This is a genomic window from Paenibacillus sp. FSL R7-0331 (genome assembly GCF_000758645.1).
Classification (GTDB): domain Bacteria; phylum Bacillota; class Bacilli; order Paenibacillales; family Paenibacillaceae; genus Paenibacillus_AQ; species Paenibacillus_AQ camerounensis.
Genome location: NZ_CP009284.1, coordinates 5,558,846 through 5,577,987 on the forward strand (window position 1 = coordinate 5,558,846; position 19,142 = coordinate 5,577,987).

15 protein-coding genes and 1 pseudogene are annotated in these 19,142 nt (G+C 39.7%); 2 read left to right on the forward strand and 14 right to left on the reverse strand.

Annotation, left to right across the window (positions count from 1 at the left end; translation table 11 throughout):
- Positions 1-82: 82 nt before the first annotated feature.
- On the reverse strand, positions 83-418 hold the full coding sequence (locus R70331_RS23895) for a hypothetical protein (RefSeq protein WP_042179841.1): 336 nt from the start codon (positions 416-418) through the stop codon (positions 83-85).
- A gap of 114 nt (positions 419-532) precedes the next feature.
- Here R70331_RS23895 and R70331_RS23900 point away from each other — a divergent pair, with 114 nt between their 5' ends.
- Positions 533-952, forward strand: a complete 420-nt coding sequence (locus R70331_RS23900) for a hypothetical protein (RefSeq protein WP_042179844.1) — start codon at positions 533-535, stop codon at positions 950-952.
- Positions 953-958: 6 nt separating this feature from the next.
- On the opposite strand, the gene R70331_RS23905 is transcribed toward R70331_RS23900, so the two are convergent.
- Together R70331_RS23905 and R70331_RS23910 are read right to left on the reverse strand one after the other, a co-directional pair.
- Positions 959-1,327, reverse strand: coding sequence for a hypothetical protein (locus tag R70331_RS23905; RefSeq protein WP_042179847.1), 369 nt, complete (start codon positions 1,325-1,327; stop codon positions 959-961).
- Between the two features lie 124 nt (positions 1,328-1,451).
- Positions 1,452-6,731 carry an S-layer homology domain-containing protein gene (locus R70331_RS23910; RefSeq protein ID WP_042179850.1) on the reverse strand — a complete coding sequence of 1,760 codons (5,280 nt, stop codon included), beginning with the start codon at positions 6,729-6,731 and terminating at the stop codon, positions 1,452-1,454.
- Between the two features lie 334 nt (positions 6,732-7,065).
- On the opposite strand from R70331_RS23910, the gene R70331_RS23915 reads away from it, so the two are divergent.
- On the forward strand, positions 7,066-8,754 hold the full coding sequence (locus tag R70331_RS23915; RefSeq protein WP_042179853.1) for a methyl-accepting chemotaxis protein: 1,689 nt from the start codon (positions 7,066-7,068) through the stop codon (positions 8,752-8,754).
- Positions 8,755-8,790: 36 nt separating this feature from the next.
- On the opposite strand, the gene R70331_RS31700 is transcribed toward R70331_RS23915, so the two are convergent.
- The 11 genes and pseudogenes from R70331_RS31700 to R70331_RS23965 form a co-directional block, all read right to left on the reverse strand.
- The gene (locus R70331_RS31700; protein ID WP_156131183.1) at positions 8,791-8,946 is read right to left on the reverse strand and encodes a hypothetical protein; all 156 of its coding nucleotides are present in this window, start codon (positions 8,944-8,946) and stop codon (positions 8,791-8,793) included.
- A gap of 163 nt (positions 8,947-9,109) precedes the next feature.
- Positions 9,110-10,246, reverse strand: a complete 1,137-nt coding sequence (locus R70331_RS23920) for a DegT/DnrJ/EryC1/StrS family aminotransferase (RefSeq protein ID WP_231576349.1) — start codon at positions 10,244-10,246, stop codon at positions 9,110-9,112.
- 18 nt (positions 10,247-10,264) lie between these two features.
- The gene (locus R70331_RS32360) at positions 10,265-10,780 is read right to left on the reverse strand and encodes an acyltransferase (RefSeq protein WP_269322218.1); all 516 of its coding nucleotides are present in this window, start codon (positions 10,778-10,780) and stop codon (positions 10,265-10,267) included.
- Between the two features lie 31 nt (positions 10,781-10,811).
- Positions 10,812-11,738 (reverse strand): GNAT family N-acetyltransferase, encoded by a 927-nt coding sequence (locus tag R70331_RS23930; RefSeq protein WP_042179858.1) that lies wholly within the window; start codon positions 11,736-11,738, stop codon positions 10,812-10,814.
- Positions 11,738-12,817 (reverse strand): Gfo/Idh/MocA family protein, encoded by a 1,080-nt coding sequence (locus R70331_RS23935; protein WP_042179860.1) that lies wholly within the window; start codon positions 12,815-12,817, stop codon positions 11,738-11,740. The genes R70331_RS23930 and R70331_RS23935 overlap by 1 nt, the downstream gene beginning before the upstream one ends.
- A 13-nt stretch (positions 12,818-12,830) precedes the next feature.
- Positions 12,831-14,138 carry a nucleotide sugar dehydrogenase gene (locus R70331_RS23940; protein WP_042179863.1) on the reverse strand — a complete coding sequence of 436 codons (1,308 nt, stop codon included), beginning with the start codon at positions 14,136-14,138 and terminating at the stop codon, positions 12,831-12,833.
- A 16-nt stretch (positions 14,139-14,154) separates the two neighbouring features.
- Positions 14,155-14,751: an acyltransferase gene (locus R70331_RS23945; RefSeq protein ID WP_231576350.1), complete on the reverse strand. Its 597-nt coding sequence runs from the start codon at positions 14,749-14,751 to the stop codon at positions 14,155-14,157.
- A gap of 23 nt (positions 14,752-14,774) precedes the next feature.
- Positions 14,775-16,220: an oligosaccharide flippase family protein gene (locus R70331_RS23950; protein WP_042179866.1), complete on the reverse strand. Its 1,446-nt coding sequence runs from the start codon at positions 16,218-16,220 to the stop codon at positions 14,775-14,777.
- Between the two features lie 80 nt (positions 16,221-16,300).
- Positions 16,301-16,459 (reverse strand): annotated as a pseudogene (locus tag R70331_RS32550) (DapH/DapD/GlmU-related protein); the annotation flags it as partial.
- Positions 16,460-16,836: 377 nt separating this feature from the next.
- Positions 16,837-18,045 carry a glycosyltransferase family 4 protein gene (locus R70331_RS23960; protein WP_042179870.1) on the reverse strand — a complete coding sequence of 403 codons (1,209 nt, stop codon included), beginning with the start codon at positions 18,043-18,045 and terminating at the stop codon, positions 16,837-16,839.
- A gap of 14 nt (positions 18,046-18,059) precedes the next feature.
- On the reverse strand, positions 18,060-19,130 hold the full coding sequence (locus tag R70331_RS23965) for an EpsG family protein (RefSeq protein WP_042179873.1): 1,071 nt from the start codon (positions 19,128-19,130) through the stop codon (positions 18,060-18,062).
- Positions 19,131-19,142 lie beyond the last annotated feature (12 nt).

The following is a 19,142-nucleotide window of genomic DNA, read 5'->3' on the forward strand; positions in this document are numbered from 1 at the left end:
CCTGACGGCATCCGTTCTTAGATAACGGGTGCCGGGGCGGGCTTTTACTTATTAGCAGCAGATCCTTCTTCTCCTCTTACCCTTATTTTCCCGCCAGCTTGTCCCATAGTATATCAACCACAGCCGGCCCGCTTTCCTGCGGATACATGAATAGAGTAACGGCCACCGTTATGATTATGATAAGCAACCACAGCAGAACCTTGTAATGCAGCCGCTTTAATCTCAGGCTTAACGGATGGCCAATGGCTATGAAGAGCACATTTATTACGAGCGTAGTCGGAACAGTAATAATCCTCGCAAGCCCCGTATAAGGAAAATAATGAATTAAGACCATTAGCAGAATTGCTGACGGACTCATCGAGGCCACCGTTTTTAACAGTGCCTTAACAATCATCTTGAATGAGCTTCTCTCGATCATAGGACTGACGCTCCTCGTTATCCATTTTATGGTATACTACTATTTAAATTTATAATAGGGCGGTGAACACATTTGAAAAGATTAGTCTGTCTGTTACTGCTGGTGTGCACATGCGTGATTAGCGGATGCACCGGGAAGGGCAGCATTTACTCCGGCATAGAGAAGCAGGATCTGACGGGGATCGAATCGGCCAAGGAACTGGAATTCATCTATGAATATAGAGGTCATACGGACAACTGGGCTTCCTCCTATTACGTCTATCAAAAGAAAGACAGCGAATATCATATCACCAGACTTTTCCTGAAATATATCGGCGGAGAAACAGCACCGTCCGGAGAATTGCAATACGCCTACTCTACCGAAGGCGCAGCCACCGGCAGCGGAATGCTGGAAGAAGCAGCCGGACCGTCCGTCATCTACAATCTGGGCAGCAGCGGCGGAAACGGCACAATACCTGAACAGGATTCTGCCGTGAAAATGCATGTGGAGTGGAATGGCGGCACGGAGGATTTTGAGCTGGAGCCGGTGTTATAAGGATATTTAATTAGCAGCCCTGATAGAGAAGACGACCGGAGTAAGGAGCAGGAACAGGATAACCGGTTCATTCAATGATAAGTATAAGATGATAATCATAGCTGCTACCGCTCCATTAAAAACGATCATCTTTACGGAGAGCTGCCATACCGTGTTCCTAAAAATAAAATAATGCAGCAGACTAAGCACCATATGACACATGTACAGCATCAGAAAAAACAGCACAAACACAACCGCATCACCCGGACCGCTGGCATACGGTGTACCGGATACGAGACTATTATTACTATTAGTTATAATAACGGCATACAGGATACTCAAGATCAAGGAACTTACGGTAAGGTTCATCAGGAGCATCTTTTTGGCTTGTTCCATATGATCCACTCCCAGAAGATGTATTTATATCATAATAGCGTACTCTTGCAAAAAAACATAAAAAACAAGGCCGCAATGACCCCAAAGAGGATCACTGCGGCCTTACCTTTTTCATTACATCCTGCTATTTCAATTGATACAGACGGTAGATTAACGCAGCCGCCTCTGCCTTGCTCGCTGTCTGAGCCGGACGGAAGCTGTGATCCTCGAAGCCTTCAATCAGCCGGATATTCTTGGTCAGGGCTACACTTTCCGCTGCCCATGTGGAAATCTTGCCTGCATCTGTAAAGACTGCATTTACAGCTTCAGGACGGGATACAGCTTGCTCACCGTTAAAGGCCTTAAGCGCCCGGGCAAGCATCGTTGCAATCTCTTCGCGGGTAATGGTTGCTTCAGGCTCGAAGACCGTTGCCGATTTGCCGGTAATAATGCCAGCCGCATAGGCAGCTGCAATCTCATGATAATATAGATTTGCTGAGGCAATATCCTTGAACGGCAACGTCAGACCTTCACCGCTAAGTCCATAAGCCCGGGCAATCATGGCTGCAAATTCCTGGCGTGTAACTGCACTCGCCGGACGGAACTGTGCAGTCTGATCCAGAATCCCCTTATTCAGCAGATAGTTAATTTCCTGTACGGCCCAGTGGCTTGCCGCTACATCTGTGAATGCAGCCTTAGCCAGCATAACCGTGTATTTACTGAAGTGTCCTCTTGGTGCTGTCACTGTACGGGTGACAGGGTCATATTTTCCGCCGACAGCCTCCCATGTAAGACTCTCCTCATTCAATAGATACACAGTCAGATTCTCCAGGTTAGCTTCGGAGTATTTGGACGTATCGATTGCCGAAACATCAAACGTCACATCGATTGGTTTGTTGAAGCTCTTGACCTGCTCAGATCCTACAAATGCACTGAATTCCATTACCGGAATACTAGCCAGCGGATCAGCCTGGCTTGGTTTGGTCACGACAGCATTTTCAACAACCTCTGCTGCCAGTTTAATAGTCTGTCCTGCTTCCAGGGGACCGAAGGTATCTGCTTCAATAGTGAAGGCTGTCTGGTCCATCTGGATTTTCAGGCCGGAAAGATCATTCTCCTTAACCAGTGTTAAGATATCCGAAGGAAGTGAAGTGTTCAGCTTGTGAATCCCTTCTTCTACTGCCGGTACCTTAACCGTAATACCTACCTTCAGATCTGCGGCACTTCCTGCCCCCAGCTTACTGGTCAGATTCTTGGAGAGATCCGACAGGGTCTGCTTGGCAGACTCTATCTGTGCACTGATCAAGGATTGATCAAGCTGCGATGAAACGGTATTGCCTTCAACCGTTACATTCGCTTTGGCAATTGTAACCTCTCCCGCTTTATTAAGCGCTGACTGGCTTGAGGTGATGACGTTCGCCTTCAGCTTCTGTAACTCTTCTGCTGATACTCCCTGCGCATTATTCAGCACTGCCGCAGCATTCTCAATCAGCGTGTTCGCCATTGTGACCGCCTTGTCGGAGCTGTCCATTTGACTCATCAGATAAGGCGCACTTCCCACCAGCTCTGTAATCGAGTCAACAATCTTCTGTTTGGCTGCAGCATCCTGAATGGTTGCCAGCAGGTCTGATGCACTATTCATCGCCTGCGTAAGACTCTTGCTGCTCTGCTCAGCCTCTGCTGCGGTTGCGGCTAATTTGAACGAATCCGCAATGCTGCTGATGGCTGTCTGTGCTGCTGCCGCCTTATCTGCCGCTGAACCTGTGGTGCTTGTCAATAGCTCCTGCAGCTTGTCATTCTGCTTCTGTACATTTTCTGTAGTGCCCGCAGCTGTTGGAGCAGGCGACGGTGACGGTGTGACTCCGCCGGTATTGGTGCCGGGGTTTGTGCCATTTCCGTTACCATTACCGTTACCATTACCATTACCATTACCGTTTCCGTTATCAGTGCCTGTATCTGTCCCTGGCACATTTTCACCCGGCTCTACAATGGCACCTGTTGTTGACTCGATAATAATCTTCTTGTTAAACGTATATTGCTGCCCGTCGAGCGTCAGTGAAGCTTTAATAATATACGTTCCACTCGTCAGAACTTTATAACGGTCACCCGTGAAATCATAGGTGTATACAGTCAGCGGATAGCTGACAGAGGAGTTGGAATACAGCGTAACGCCAGCTTCGCTCTGAATCTCATAGGAGGCAGCCTCTGGCGTAACATATTTGTACCCGTTAGACCAGCCGCCATTGCTAAGAACCAGAATCTGCGGCTTCTTGATCTGTCCGATCTGATTACCTGCACTGTCAACGAATCCGATTTCGAGTGTGTTCTCGCCTGCAGCACGAACCAGCGTTCCATCCTTCAGCCCTACAATATCCAGCCCCTGGATGGACTGCGGAGCAAGCTCTGTAAGGGTGCCGGCCTTAAGTGTTCCCGGCGCAAAATGAATATTATATTGATATTCTGTTGCCCCAAACAATTGATCAACCTGAACCGTCACATCACCCGGAGTCAGCTGCACCTGATCTGCGTTGTGCGCATAGCTGTGAAGCTTTGACTGATACGGAGTTGAATATTCAACGCTATAGATTGTTCCGGATTCCGGTGCAACCAGTGTAGCCAGCTCGGAAGCCTGGACATCCAGCGACAGGGTATTGTCTCCAGCCCCGATCACTACGCCATCACGGTAAACAAAGGTTTCATTTGCCGTCTGTGCCAGCATGCTGTAAGTCCCTTCTGTAGCGTAAAAATAATTCTCACCCGGTGCATTGCTGTCGATAACATACGGAACATTATCTGCACCGGCCAAGTTCGATCTTACGACAGACAGATCTTCCGCCGGTCTGTCCAGCAATACCTTACTTACCTCCTGCAGCTCCTGTCTTGCATCCAGTACAAGCGAATAATCCTTACCCGGCTCCGTCTGGATCGATCCGAACATATAGTAGCCATACTTGGATTCCACGCCTGTATAGCTTCTGTTATAACGAATGAAGTCCACCCCTACAATGGAAGGTGAATCCACAACCAGAATAGCCTGAGCTTCTGATGTACTAATAAAGTAGGAGCCTCTTGTATAGCTGCCGTCCTTATTCTTGGTGATTGCCTGCACACTGGCATAATCCAGCGGTACCCCACCGGCATAGCTGCTGCCCTCGGCCTTATCCAGCCCGCGGACGCGGATAACCGCTTCAGTCTGCGGATTAATTACCGCTACTTTTACTTTTTTGAATAAAAAGGCCGGTTTCTTGAACATTAGTTCGCCAAGATAAGTGGACTGCTCCGCAGGTATCACGAATTTCCCTTGAGCATCCGTAACTCCCAGAACTTCACCGTAACGGCTGATTTCTACACCGGCCTGCAGTTCACCTTGTCCGCCGGTAACATGCTTCCGTACAGTAACTGTTACTTGCTTGGCCTGGTCAACGGTCAGATAAGGCTTGTCCACCAGATCGACCAGCTTACCGTCCTTGCCTCTGATCTCTACATCGAACTCATTCTTAGGCAGTACCTTCAGGTCCGCCTCGGCAAGCAGCTCGCCATTGATGTATTGGCCGCCGCTGTAGACATTAGGGAACAATTGGACCTTATAGCTTCCTGCATTAACAGGCTTCCAATCCCGCTGATTAATGCGGACCGGGTGACCGTTCTGTTCTTCTGTTGTCCAATACAGTGAATCATTGGACAGCACCTTTCCGCTCTCATCCACAATTGACAGCTTATACGTGCTGTTCAGATCAATAACATTTCCATATTCATCAGTCATAACAACCTGATTCTCAACACTCTCGCCTAATACAACCTCACCCCGTAATTCATCCTGGCCGTAGTAAGAGGTGTCCGGCACTACAACATCGATCCGGGCTGTATACGTACTTCCGCCCTGCAGTGAATATTCACTATCTTCAGGACTGAAAAAATCTTTCAGTACAATCCGGTTATTATTATTGCTCTGACTTGTAGCGGAAGATGCGATATTGCTGGTCAGACGATGAATCTCTTCGCCCTTGCGGACATAGACCTTACCGCCGGTTGCAGGCAGTGAAGTGCTGACCTGGCTATAGTTGAATTTGGCATTGAGATACGACAGCTGTACCTGCCCGTCACCTGAACTCTGCTTAGGCACCTGAAGGTTCAGGACACTGTAATCAGCCCGGTTCGCAGCAGTGGTTACTTCAGCCATAGCTTCCACAGGCTTAATCTGATTGCGGTATACGACTTTATCATTCGTGCCCTCGATTACGCCTACCGCAGTAATTTCGTACTCCTTATTCTTCTTAACATAAATAGCCGGTGATCTGAACACTGTATTACTCGCGTTAATCTGTTTATATTGATTGTTGTCAATGAGGGAATACGACTCCAGCCTCACCGGGTTATTATCCCAGGAATAATGAAGATTCAGGCGGCTATAATCACTGGCATCCTCAATAATCTCTTTATGCACTCCGTCAACAGACGAGTACAATGCCGATTGGCTGACCTGGAACAGATACGTTCCATCTTCGGTTACAACGTGGCTCGAATAACTTCCGGCTATAACGCCTGTTTTCATCACCAGGACATCAAGTCCTGCAACACCATAACGGTTAGCAACCCCGGAAGGCCATGAAGAGGAGCTGACATTCTGGGTATGCAGCAGCTTGCCGTCAGCACCCAGATACCGGATCGCAGCCGTGTATGTACCTGCCTGTTGAAGATCTGCCACATAGACAGGCTTAACCTCATATTGATCGCTGCCTTGCATCAGCATTACAAAAATAACAGAGCTATTGAACCTGAAGCTGTTATTTCCTTTAAGCTGAATCTGGCCATATGCGTCTGTAGTAAAGCTGGTAGAGGAATAATAGCTCCAGACACCAACCTGTTCCTGCACTGCCGGGACACCATTCTTAAGAATGGTTAGTCTTATATTGGTATCATCACTGCGGATCTCGTCATTAACGGCCTTCACATATGTATCAGAATCCTTAGCCATCCGTTCCACAACGACTTCAATCCCCGTTGCTGCAGGGACATGGATGCTCTGAGGCGCAATAACGACTGTCCCCTCCATCCCTTCGAACTCTGCGTGCAGCAAGTACTCTTCACCAGCCTTCAGTCCGTCAAAAGGAATACTGCTATATTCGAGGGAGGAGTATACAGCGTCCAGCACTGTAAGCTTCGCATCACCTCTGGACTTCACCTGACGGTTAATTTCTGCCCCATCCTTGGACAAAATAAATGTGACCTCTTGCAGAGTCTTAAGATCTTTGTAAGTAACGTCTACTACACTATTGACTGTAATTTTATGATTACCGTCCGGCTGTTTTACATTGGTAGCTACTCCCGCTTTTAGCGAAGCCGCAGATACTCCTATTACATTCACCACAGACAACATTAATATCAAAACCAGCGAAACTGCCCTGCGAAAATTCTTCGAATACATAACCCAGCTCCTAATCCCCAGTGATTTTCACTAATCTATCAAATCTAGTCACTTAGTATTCTGCTCCCCCGCTACTGCCTCCCTCTCGACAAATACGCTTTGAATTCGACCACTAGGACGCATAATACATATTTTTCTTCTAAATGTCTATTAATCCCTTAACAGACATGTAAATTTATACGATTAAATCGGGATATACCCATTATTTTGTCGAATCACATCGGTTAATAATATCATTTAAATTTTAAATATTTTTCCGTTTCCTGCCGATAAAAGACCTAGAGCTTCGGCTTAACTTACATACCGGATTAGGACTGGGGAAAGTGGGAAAGGGATGAAACTTAGAAGTATCGGAACCAAGATTAGCATGATTATGATAGGGGTGCTGCTGGTCTTTTCGGCTGCTGTGATGGTTGTCGTCATTAATGAGATGAAGAGCGGAATAACCACCTTTGCCAAGGAGAAGGCGCGAAGCGATCTGAAGCTGGCTGAAGGGTTCATAGAATATAAATACCCCGGGCCTTGGCAGATCAAGGACGGACAGCTCTATAAGGGGAACCTGCAGATTAACGGGAATTACGGGCTTGTCGATGAGATCGGCGGGATGACCGGTGATACGGTTACTATTTTCCAGGCAAATCAGCGGGTCACAACCAACGTAATGATCGATGAGCAAAGAGCGGTCGGAACACTCGTCTCGGAAGAAGTTCATGAAGCCGTGCTGATTAAAGGGGAAGCGTTCTACGGGGAAGCGAATGTGGTGGGCCAGACCTACCAGACCGCATACATGCCGATTCTGAGCGAAAATAATGAGATTATCGGGATCTTCTACGTGGGTGCACCCCAAGGGCTGATTGATGTGATTATCGCTTCCTTTATGAAGCATTTTGTGTGGATGATGATCATTGCTATTATCCTGTCTGTACTGGTTATGGTGCTGTTCATCCGCCGCATGACGAGCAGAATCAGAAGAATCTCCTCTGCGCTGCAGCGGGCGGGCGGCGGTGATTTCACCGTAACCATCCAGGATGCTGCACGCGATGAAATCGGAGACCTGGTAACCAGCTATAATCAGATGAAAAATAGTCTTCAGACCCTAATCGCTCACGGTCTTGAGACCGCAGCCCGGGTTGCTGCAACAACCGGCATGATCAAAGAGGTTACGCAGCAGACAGCCGCAGAGTCCAAGCAAATTGCCCTGGCCATCGGTGAGGTTGCGCAGGGAGCAGAGCTGCAGACCCAGAGCAGTAACGAAAATCTGCTGGCCATGGAAGAAGTCTCAATCGGTATCCAAAAGATTGCCGAAAGCGCAACCGACATCTCTGAATCTGCCCATCACTCCAAGCTGCAGGCCGAAGCCGGCGCCGGCTACGTGCACAGCACCGTCCGGCAGATGAACCAGATCAGCCGCTCTGCGCAAGAGACAGACGGAGTCATCCGCCTGCTGGACGAGCAGTCCAGGGAGATCTCGGCTATATTGACTGACATTCAGCAGATTGCCGGCCAGACGAACCTCCTCGCCCTTAACGCTTCTATAGAAGCAGCACGTGCAGGCGAGCATGGCCGGGGCTTCGGCGTTGTAGCTACGGAAGTCCGGAAGCTGGCGGAACAATCCGGACAGTCCTCAGCCCGTATCGCCGAGCTGATTCACCAGATGGAGAACGGAATGCATCAGTCCGTACAAGTTATGGCCCAGATGATCGATGAGGTCCAATCCGGCCTGCAGATCGCGAATGACACCGAGAACAACTTCCGGGAGATCCTCGTGACCAACGGCCGGATCACTTCCCAGATCGAAGAGATGGCCGCAGCCTCCGAGCAAATGTCCGCCGGCATCCAGCAAATCACCGCCTCCGTCACCAGCATCACCGAAATCGCCCGCACCACCAGCACCAGCTCCCATCAGGTCGCAGCCGCTACAGCGGTCCAGCTTGAAGGGATCGACGAGATCAGCCGCTCTGCGGCGGGTCTGGTGAAGACTTCGGAGGAGCTGCGGGGGGCGCTGGGGCGGTTTAGGGTTTAAGAGATAACCTATGCACAGAAACGAAAACGGAGGCCCTTAGGCCTCCGTTTTCGTTTCTGCTTCCTGCCGACTCAGCAGCTGCCGTCTCCTTGATCCGAACTTAACCCAGACCCGGTCATCATCATCCCGGAAAAACCGGATCTGCACCCACTTCAGCGGTGTCCAGATTTCCTTGAAATAATAATTTGGCATAGGACTTCTCTCCCGGATAAAAATCAGATTTGAATCTAATTATAGACCGGGATAACTGATTTGTTTGTCAGAACTTGTCCATGAAAACATGAAATGTTTTAAGCTTTTTTGTCATAACAAAATAAAAGTAATTATATAAAAATCTATATCAATGATGTCCTATTTATGTGCTCTTAAAATTCATAATAACATTAGTTACTTTTTTCACATCTTGTTCACTTAAATATGGATGCATAGGCAATGACAGCACCGTCTCACAGAGTTGATTTGTTACTTCAAAATCATTTTCGCTGTATACCAAATCTGAAAAAGCTTCCTGTTTATGCATCGGCTTCAGATAATATATCATGCTTGGAATACCTTCATCACGTAGATTTGTTTGTAATGCATCTCGTTCTTTTTTATTTTTGAGTTTTATCGTGTATTGAGCAAAACTTGAAACATATCCTTTTGGAATTATTGGAGTATTAACTATATTACTAAGATCCTCAGTATACATCTCATATATGTTATTGACATCTTCTAGTTCATGCTCAATAAAAGCCGTTAGCTTTACATTTAATATTGCTGCTTGTATCGTATCTAACCTTGAATTCACGCCAATTCTAATATTGTTGTACTTATTGTCACCTTTACCATGAATCTTTAGTGAAGAGATTATTTCAGCAAGTTCATTATCATTTGTAAAGATTGCACCACCATCTCCATAACAGCCCAGTGGTTTCGCTGGGAAAAATGAAGTAGTTGCAGCATCACCAAAACTTCCAGCTTTTTTTCCGTTGATACTACCACCGAATCCTTGTGCTGCATCTTCGAGAACTCTTAAATTATACTTATCCGCTATTCGCTGTATTTCAAAATGGTCAGCAGGAAGACCAAAAAGATCTACCGGAATAATTACTTTTGGCTTCAGTTTACCTTGTAATAACACATCTTTAATTGCACTCTCAAGCTTTATACTATCGATATTAAAAGTATCCTTGTCCACATCTATAAACACAGGTGTAGCCCCTCTAAAGGAAACAATTTCTCCTGTAGAAAAAAAGGTGAAGTCAGGAACAAACACTGCATCACCTTCTTTAATATCCCAAGCCATCATTATAAGTGTCATAGCTTCGGTTCCATTAGCACATGTAATGCAATGCTGGACTCCTACATATTCAGCTAGTCTTTCTTCAAGAACGTTTACTTCTTTTCCCCCAATAAAATCGGCACTATTTAAAACTTCCTGAATTTGTATGTCGATCTCATTTTTATATTTTTTATATTGAGTTTTCAAATCTCTAAACTCCAATTTCACTACCTCCAGCAAGTATTTTTATTCACTGCTTCTTAATTCTCTGATTTTTCTAGCAGGCACCCCTGCATATATACAGTAAGATTCTACATCTTTATTAACGATACTTCCCGCCCCAATAATCGAACAAGTACCTATTTTAACACCTGGTAAGATAGTTACGTTTGCACCAATCCAAACCTCATCCTGAATTATTATCTTACTCTTTTTGGATAGCTTTTCACTTACATAAGATAGACTTTTAATTTTATCACCGTTATTCGCGCTAGAATCGGGTATTAAAGTTACATTAGGAGCAATTGAAACATTATTGCCAATGAATACTAAAGCTTCACCATTAGAAGTTGACTGGAATCCTAAATTCGGAAAAGTGTTTTCCCCCATAAAAACGCCTAGCTTTCCCCAATACATTTTTCTTATTCTAGCATCAGTATAGTAATTTGCTACTAGCTTTATGAATCTTTTTGGCATTACGTCCATATTTCTTTCAAGAAACTTATATAGACTATTGTCAACAAAGCTTAATAATTTCCTCACATTTAATTTACCTTTCAGTTAAAAAATAACGTTAAGTTTTATAATTAAATTCCTTGCTAATATCAAAATATTGTTTTTGAACTGCTCCGAATTGCCTAAAAAAACTTTCGATGTTCTTTTTCATGCTTCCTTCAAAATCAAAACTTCTATTCAAAAGATGCGCCATTTTTATCCCTTCATATACAAGGAGTGTCAATGACTGGGAATCCCTGAATTCTTCATTAGATCCGCTCATTAAATAATAAACAGAATTTTTATCATAAGCAAACAAGGCAGTTGAATGTATATTATTTTCTAAATCCTTAGCATAAAAAATTTCCAAACAATTATTTTCCGCCAAATTATTAAACAACTTTTTAAACAATTCATAACTATATGGGATAATAAGTTCTTGCCGTTCATAAGTCATTCTATTAAGTTCATAAAACTCCTCAGCAGTCATTCCCTTAAAAATTCTAACATTCTTTTCTGCCTTTTTAATATTCTTTCTTATATTTCCGTTGAAATTTTTATAGATTTTATCTATATCGCTTGTATCCTCTATAACATACGTATATCTAGTAGTTTGACTGTAACCTCTCCAATAAAAGGGTAACCAATTAGTGTAATTATAATGAAAATACTGTCTGTATTTAATAATATTCAATTTTTCCAACTCGTCAATAACTTCAGAAGCAACCTTATTTTCAAATGAAAGTCTTCTGTCATATTTCAACCCATCAGGATAGAAAAAAATGATTCCGTTATTTTGCGTTAAAGGTGCTTTTCTGATTTCATAAGAACTCTCAAGCGGTATTAGGTAATACACTAATGTCCCTAGAACATTTCCGCCCTCTTTAATGATAATTACATCCCAATTATCCTCGCCACAAACTGCATCCATCCAGTAATATTGTGAAAATAACGGAATATTATTATTTTTGCAAATTTCAAAATATATTTTTTTATTATCTTTCACTATCTAAACCTTCCTTTGAAATCTAATGTACTGCATTTATCTAGTGGAAGGTTTATACTTTTCCCTTCTGCTGCTGATTTGTAAATTGCAAGTACCAATTCGAGTGCATTTCTTCCATCTAATGCTGTTACATACGGTTGTCTATCATTATTAATTGCATCAATCACATCAGCATAAAGTGGGTTATGCCCAAATCCATATACGTTAGGTGGATCTTCATGGTATTTTAACTTTACTTCTTCTGAATCATCAAGATTATCAGCAAATTGCCATTCATCAATTAGATTCACTGACTTCCCACCTACTTTAACAGTACCTTTCTCACCAAAGATATACAATGTTTCTTCTAAATTTTTCGGGTAAATATTTGTAGTTCCTTCGATAACTCCATAACCACCATTTGCAAACTTTACTAATGCCATCCCTAAATCTTCAGTCTCAATATAGTCGTGAATCATGTTATCAGTCATCCCAAATACTTCCACTATATCATTTCCCATCATCCATCTAAGTAGATCAATATTATGAATGCATTGATTTAATAGAGCTCCTCCATCTTGCTCCCACGTTCCCCTCCAAGGTGCCTGCTTATAGTAATCCTCTCCTCTATTCCATCTTATGTGAGCAGTCCCGTGTAATATTTTCCCAAACCTATTTGTTTCAATAGCTTCTCTTATTTTTTGAATCGACTTATTAAATCTATTCTGATGACATGCACTTACCTTCACGTTTTTTTCCTTTGCCCTCGCAATGATTTCATCAGCTTCTTCAAGTGATAGAGCAATGGGTTTTTCAATAATCAGGTTAACTCCCTCTTCTATACATCCTAGAGCAATACTTGCATGCTTTCCACTTTCAGTACAGATTGATACAAGATCAAGTTTTTCTTTTTCCAACATTTCTTCATAAGAAATATACATTTTAATATTTTTTGACAAACTAAATTTATCAGCCAACTTCTCCATGTTATTCCTGTCTATATCGCATATCGCCAAAATATCGAGATTATTTTCCAAAGCGGCAGCAATATGATTAGGTGCGATGCGCCCACATCCAATTAATGCATATCTTAAACTCAAATTCAGCCCACCTTTATAGTAGTTCGATATTATATCGTTGTTCTACATTCTTCATTGCATTCTTAGTGTCAAAAATAAATGGAGCATGCTTTTGTACATACTCATAATCAACATTAGTATGTGCAGTAGTAACTAGTACAAGATCAACATTTTCAAGTAGTTCAGAGGTCAGTTCATTTTCACCTATTCTTACTTTACCATCTATGTGATATTGAGGAACGAAAGGATCATAGTACACTACATTAGCGCATTCTTTTTCAAGCTCTTCTATAACTCGTGTTGCAGGGCTTTCTCTATAATCATCAATATCCTGCTTATATGCAACACCTAACACAAGTATTCTTGAACCATTCATTGCTTTTTTAAATCGATTGAGTATTTTACTTGTTCTTTCCACACAATACTCTGGCATTCTATCGTTAACCATCATAGAAGATTCAATCATCGAAGTATGAAACCCATATTCACGAGCTTTCCAAGAAAGATAGTATGGGTCTAAAGGAATACAGTGGCCTCCCAAACCTGGTCCTGGGTAAAAGGCTTGAAACCCATACGGTTTAGATTTAGCTGCGTCAATAACCTCCCATATATTTATATTCATTTTGTTACATAGAATAGCAAGTTCATTTACGAGCCCAATATTAATATTTCTATACGTGTTTTCTAAAATTTTCTCCATTTCGGCCACGGCCGGGGATGAAACACGATGTATCGGCGCTTCCAATATCCCCTCATAAAGAACTGCTGCTACATCAGTACACGTTGGTGTAATACCGCCGACAACCTTTGGTGTATTTTTAGTCTTATATATTAAATTACCTGGATCTACGCGTTCTGGTGAAAAAGCCAAATAAAAATCCTCACCGCATTTTAGACCGGATTTTTCAAGAATCGGTTTCAATAATTCTTCTGTGGTTCCAGGATATGTTGTAGATTCGAGCACTACTAACATATCTTTATGCATATATGGTACTATACTCTCTGCTGAAGCCTTGACATAACTAATATCTGGCTGTTGGTGTTCATCTAATGGGGTAGGCACACAAATACACACACAATCTGCAGAAGCAACTTGTGCAAAGTCAGTAGTTGCTGATAATAATCCTGATTTAACTATTTCTTCTAGATCCTCATTTACAACATCACCGATGTAATTTTTTCCAGAGTTGACCATTTCTACTTTAGACTCTTGAACATCAAATCCGATTGTTTTAAATCCTGCCTTTGCTTTTTCTACTGCCAGCGGAAGTCCGACATAACCTAATCCCACTACACCTAAAATTGCTTCTCTACTCAGCAGCTTTTCTTTAATTTTATTCATTAGAACTACCTCCAAATTAATCTTTCAAATCCTTGATTTTTCTTGCCGGATTACCTACAATTACAGCGTATCCATCAGGAAAACTTTTCGTGACTACCGATCCAGCTCCAACTGTTGTGTGAGGACCTAATGTAACACCTGGTAGTATTACACTATTCATACCAACCCAACATTTTTCACCTAAAATAACATTTTTAGGATTAACATGATTATCAGGATCATAAATATCGTGATTTTCTGTAATGATACCTACATTAGCAGCAATATATGTACCTCTACCAATAATAATCTTTCCACCATTGTAAGTTTGATAGTAATTACCTTGGCCCTGAAAATTATTCAAATCATCAACATGAAATTCAATGTCTTTGTAATTACCTACTTGAATCTTTGGTGATACTGGAAAAGGAATCTCTTTATTAAACCCAAATAGTAGTCGATTGATGCTATCTCTTACAACCCACTTCCAACCAATAGAAAACACTCCAAAAAACCTACCGCTAAAATACTTGCCTCGCAAGTATCTTCTCTCATAGTATAATAAAGAAAACACATTACCTAAAATATAACACATAATACCATTTATTACTCTTAGTATAAAATTAATAACCAACTCCTCCTCTAAAGTTCGTATTATTAATTAAGAGCCTTCCATGACTCCTTTATCTCATTTTTTACAAATATAAAATAAATAGAACTCCACACTAAGAAAAAAAACAATAATTTCAGATAAATATTTATATCAAAACGCAAAGTATAATTTCTTACAAAAAAGAAAATCAAACCTCCAACAATATTTATCAAACTAACTTGAAACATTTTTTTCCAAGGCATTACTGTTCTAAATGGTATTTTTATGACCTTAGCAGTAACAATAAGTTGCACTAACGCAATAATCCCCATAGAAAAAAGTGTGGCCAAAGCAGGTCCGATAAAACCAAAAATTCTATAAAGCACCAAATTCATCAAAAGGTTAATGACAAGAGATAATAATGAACTATAAAAAATAAATTTTGTATAGCCAGTGGCATTTAATATCATTGCAAAATATGTAAATCTAATTAATAAAACTAATGTGAATATTCTAAATATACTAATACCTTCTAAATATTTTTCTGAATACAACAGAGTTATAATTTCTGAAGAAAAAACAAAAATAAAAGCAACAAAAAAACAAATTATAATATATGACAGAATTGAAGCTTCTTTCCAAATACCAACAGCCTCATTCATTTTCTTTTGTTCTATTTTTTTCACAATATGTGGAAGCAAAACAGCAGTAATAGATCCCGCAATAAATGTTATAGGCAGTTCTTTAGATGAAATACTAAATACAGCCAACTGTTCAACACTATAAACCCTTCCTACTATCATCTTATCTATTTGTATACTGATAGTACCCACAGCTGTTGCTAAACCAATCGGTATTGAAAACACAAGTATCTCTTTTATCAACTTTAAATTCATTCTAATATATATTTTTTCAGAAGTTTTGAATACAATGATATAAATTATAGCTAGAAAAGCAACTTCAACTAATAAATATAGACTCATATATAGTTGAAACCCAAGATCATAAAGCATTGCTACAAGTATAGTCGCCATAAGCAAGATGCTATGAAAAAATTGATAAATCAATAGTTTATTTGTTTTATTATAGATTATGAGAAAGTTACTAATACTTGAATCAATAATTTTAGCCCATGGAAGCACAACTAAAATGTAAACAAATTTGAGAAGAAAGGTATTATTAAAGTACTTCACTATAAATGGAGCACATAATAATACAAATATGCCTGCTAGAATACCTAATAAAGTCGATAGAGTATAATAATTCGAAAAAAACTCTTGTTTTTCTTTATTGTTTTCTGTTCTTGCAGCGAAATAATTGATACTAGAAGGTAAGCCTATTCCAAATAAAGTTGATACCAAAGTAATAATTAAAATCATTTGTGAATAAGTTCCATAATCCTGTAGTGATAAATATCTAGATAAAATCATTGCTGTAATCATAGAAACTGATAAAGTTACTATTTGAGAAATAGTAATTTTCATAGCATCAAACCCAATATTTCTTTTCATAAGATTATAAGACCACCTAATATCAATAATTCTATGAAGCATAGTTTGCACTTACAAGAAAAACTTTTACGCATTTACGTTCTATATTTAATAATTTTGGCCGGATTGCCACCGACTAAAGCATATTCAGGAACATTTTTTGTGACTATACTTCCAGCCGCTATAACCGCTCCATTACCAATATGACAACCTGGCATTATCATAGCTCTTCTTCCTATCCAAACATCATCCCCAATAACAACTGGTTTTTCAATTTCAACACCTTGATTAAGTATTATTAGTTCTTTCTTTTTATAATTATGATTTCGGGTATAAATGATGCATTCTGGAGCCATGAGAACATTGTTTCCGATATAACATGTACCATATATTTCGCAATATTCCCCTATTCCTGATTTGTTTCCAATCTTTATACGTCTACTTACTATTGCTTTTTTTCCAATTGCTATCTGTTTTCCGCTTTCCTCAAAAATCAACTTTCCACAAAATGCTCTTAAAAAATGAGAAAATTTATTTATTCTCAAATAACTTTGTGGTAAGTTGGTTGCAATTAACTTATAAATTAAATACCCAATTACTAATTTTAACTTCTTCAAATAATCAACTCCTGATCACATCACTCGAACAATACTCTGATTTCCAAATCAACTCTATCATTCCAATTAAGCAGTTTTTCTTTAGAGGTTATTATTGCATTGTTTTTAATTTGCATTAAATTATCATATTTATTTTCATTTATTTCACATATAACATCGGCAGCTTCATCATCGTTTTCAACAAGAAATCCATTTTTTTGATTATCAATGAATTCACGAAGCCCATCATCATTTAATCCGACAACAATTGAGCCAGTTGAGAAGACCTCATAAAAAACACTTCCATTATTAGCGATATCACCCATCAATAATGTACACACTGAGTAATACGACATAACCTTAAGTTCTTCTCTTTTTATTGGACCTAAGAAATGAACATATTTATCAAGCTCCAATCTTTGGATCAGTTCTTTTAGATACCTGTAATAATCAGAATTAACATCGTAATGGCCTGCCAAATAGAGTTCTAAATCATTGCCATTATCTCTTGTCTTTTTTAAAATATTTATGTTTCTATCTTGTCTTTTTACTTGATCAATCCTACCAGCATGGAATATATACTTCCCTTTATTTGATGCTAGACTTTTATCTAATTTATTTATGGATTGATGGTCAACACCATTCAATAAAAAGTGGACTGGATAGTCATATAACTTAGGTTTCATCATTTCATAAACTTTATCGCCATGACTTCCATCATCAGTAATCATTAAAAATTTTTTTGGCAACTTAAATATTAATGAGTAAATAGGATTTTTGATTGCTCCTAAAAATTTTCCATATTTCATCAAATCATTATAATATGTAGATGTTCCGTATAATCTATAAGCACAAGGAACTCTCCTTATGAGTGAAACAATATTCCCCCAAATTGCAGCCTTTCCATGACAATAAATAACTTCATATTGTTTTTCTTTAGTTGCTTTCATTAATATGTTAAATAGTTGGAATGAAGATTTTAATTTTCTGTATATCTTAAAGACTTTATTCTTTGTAGACAAATCATTATTTATATTGGCTACAATATCATTCTCCGATAACCAATCTACATTTATCCTATAATTTTCATTAAAATTTGAGATTAACACAATGTCAGCTTGGTAATCATATGATTCTTGTATTTTCTTCAGAGGTAGTATGAATGACGGCAATCCTCGGCTTTCTGTTTGACCTTCTAGTATGTCTTGAAATCCAACTACTAAAGGCGCTACGTATAGAACTTTTTTCATCACTTTCTCCTTCTTTACTTGAATATCCAACTCCTGTAAGGCAATAACTGAACTGTCGGATTATAAAACTCTCTCATTAACAAAACAAAAAGAATCATACTAATAGAGTAAATTATATATTTTGCTATCATCTGATCCCTTACATTAATAAGAGTGGTTAAATTTGAAATGAAAACAATTGATACTATATTAAAATAAAAACCTACTCTAGATATTTCCGGCAACCAATACAATGCAGTATAAATTATTAAGGCTATTGCGTTTAAATTAAAATATACCATCAATTTATGATTATCTTTTATTATTTTATAGTACAGAAGCCCGTAAAATAGTACTAGTAGTGATTTCGCTATATTTAACACTGAAACTCTTCCCGCGTCATACACACTGTTTTCATACACTGGATAAATCCAAAAAGCAACTTCACGCATTGGGGCCTTAATCAAATACAAAAGCATCGCGCCAAGTACAAGGTACAAATAAGTCGACTTACTAAATTTCCTGTTAACCAATAAATATACCGGAAGGCATACTAATGCACTTTTATGAAATAAAGATGCTAAAATCACAAAAAAGATGAATTTCAAATATTTTTTTTCAAATATATATTTGAGAGAAAAGAAAACTAATGCTAAGGCAAAATAATTTCTTATTGTATTGAAGGTGAAAAAGTAATATCCCCATGTTAAAAACAAAAAAACACTCATTGTAACATTGCTACTTTGGTAATATATAGAACTAACAAAAAAATAAACCGTCAAAAATGATATAGTTACTATTACTGCTTTTGGATCATCAAAAAAGACCATAACGAATTTCGAGAGATAACGAAATCCAAATTCCATGTAATTAGGATAACCCAAAGATATTTGTTTGATATGTATCAAATAAGATGAATAGTCGATCCCTATACCATCTCGTGTTCCAGAAAAAAGCCCAAGAATACAAATAATGACAAATTGAGAAATGATTCTCTTTTTTTTGAAATTATTTACTTGATTTACTGAAATATTAACATGCATTTTTTTTTCATGTGCTACTAGAAATAAAGTTATAAAAGAAAGCAGAGCAATATATACCCCCATAACCACAAACCT

Coding starts and splice junctions, on each gene's coding strand:
- R70331_RS23895 (WP_042179841.1), bottom strand. CDS start 418: ATGATCGAGAGAAGCTCATTCAAGATGATTGTTAAGGCACTGTTAAAA.
- R70331_RS23905 (WP_042179847.1), bottom strand. CDS start 1,327: ATGGAACAAGCCAAAAAGATGCTCCTGATGAACCTTACCGTAAGTTCC.
- R70331_RS23910 (WP_042179850.1), bottom strand. CDS start 6,731: ATGTATTCGAAGAATTTTCGCAGGGCAGTTTCGCTGGTTTTGATATTA.
- R70331_RS23915 (WP_042179853.1), top strand. CDS start 7,066: ATGAAACTTAGAAGTATCGGAACCAAGATTAGCATGATTATGATAGGG.
- R70331_RS31700 (WP_156131183.1), bottom strand. CDS start 8,946: ATGCCAAATTATTATTTCAAGGAAATCTGGACACCGCTGAAGTGGGTG.
- R70331_RS23940 (WP_042179863.1), bottom strand. CDS start 14,138: ATGAATAAAATTAAAGAAAAGCTGCTGAGTAGAGAAGCAATTTTAGGT.
- R70331_RS23950 (WP_042179866.1), bottom strand. CDS start 16,220: ATGAAAAGAAATATTGGGTTTGATGCTATGAAAATTACTATTTCTCAA.
- R70331_RS23960 (WP_042179870.1), bottom strand. CDS start 18,045: ATGAAAAAAGTTCTATACGTAGCGCCTTTAGTAGTTGGATTTCAAGAC.
- R70331_RS23965 (WP_042179873.1), bottom strand. CDS start 19,130: ATGGGGGTATATATTGCTCTGCTTTCTTTTATAACTTTATTTCTAGTA.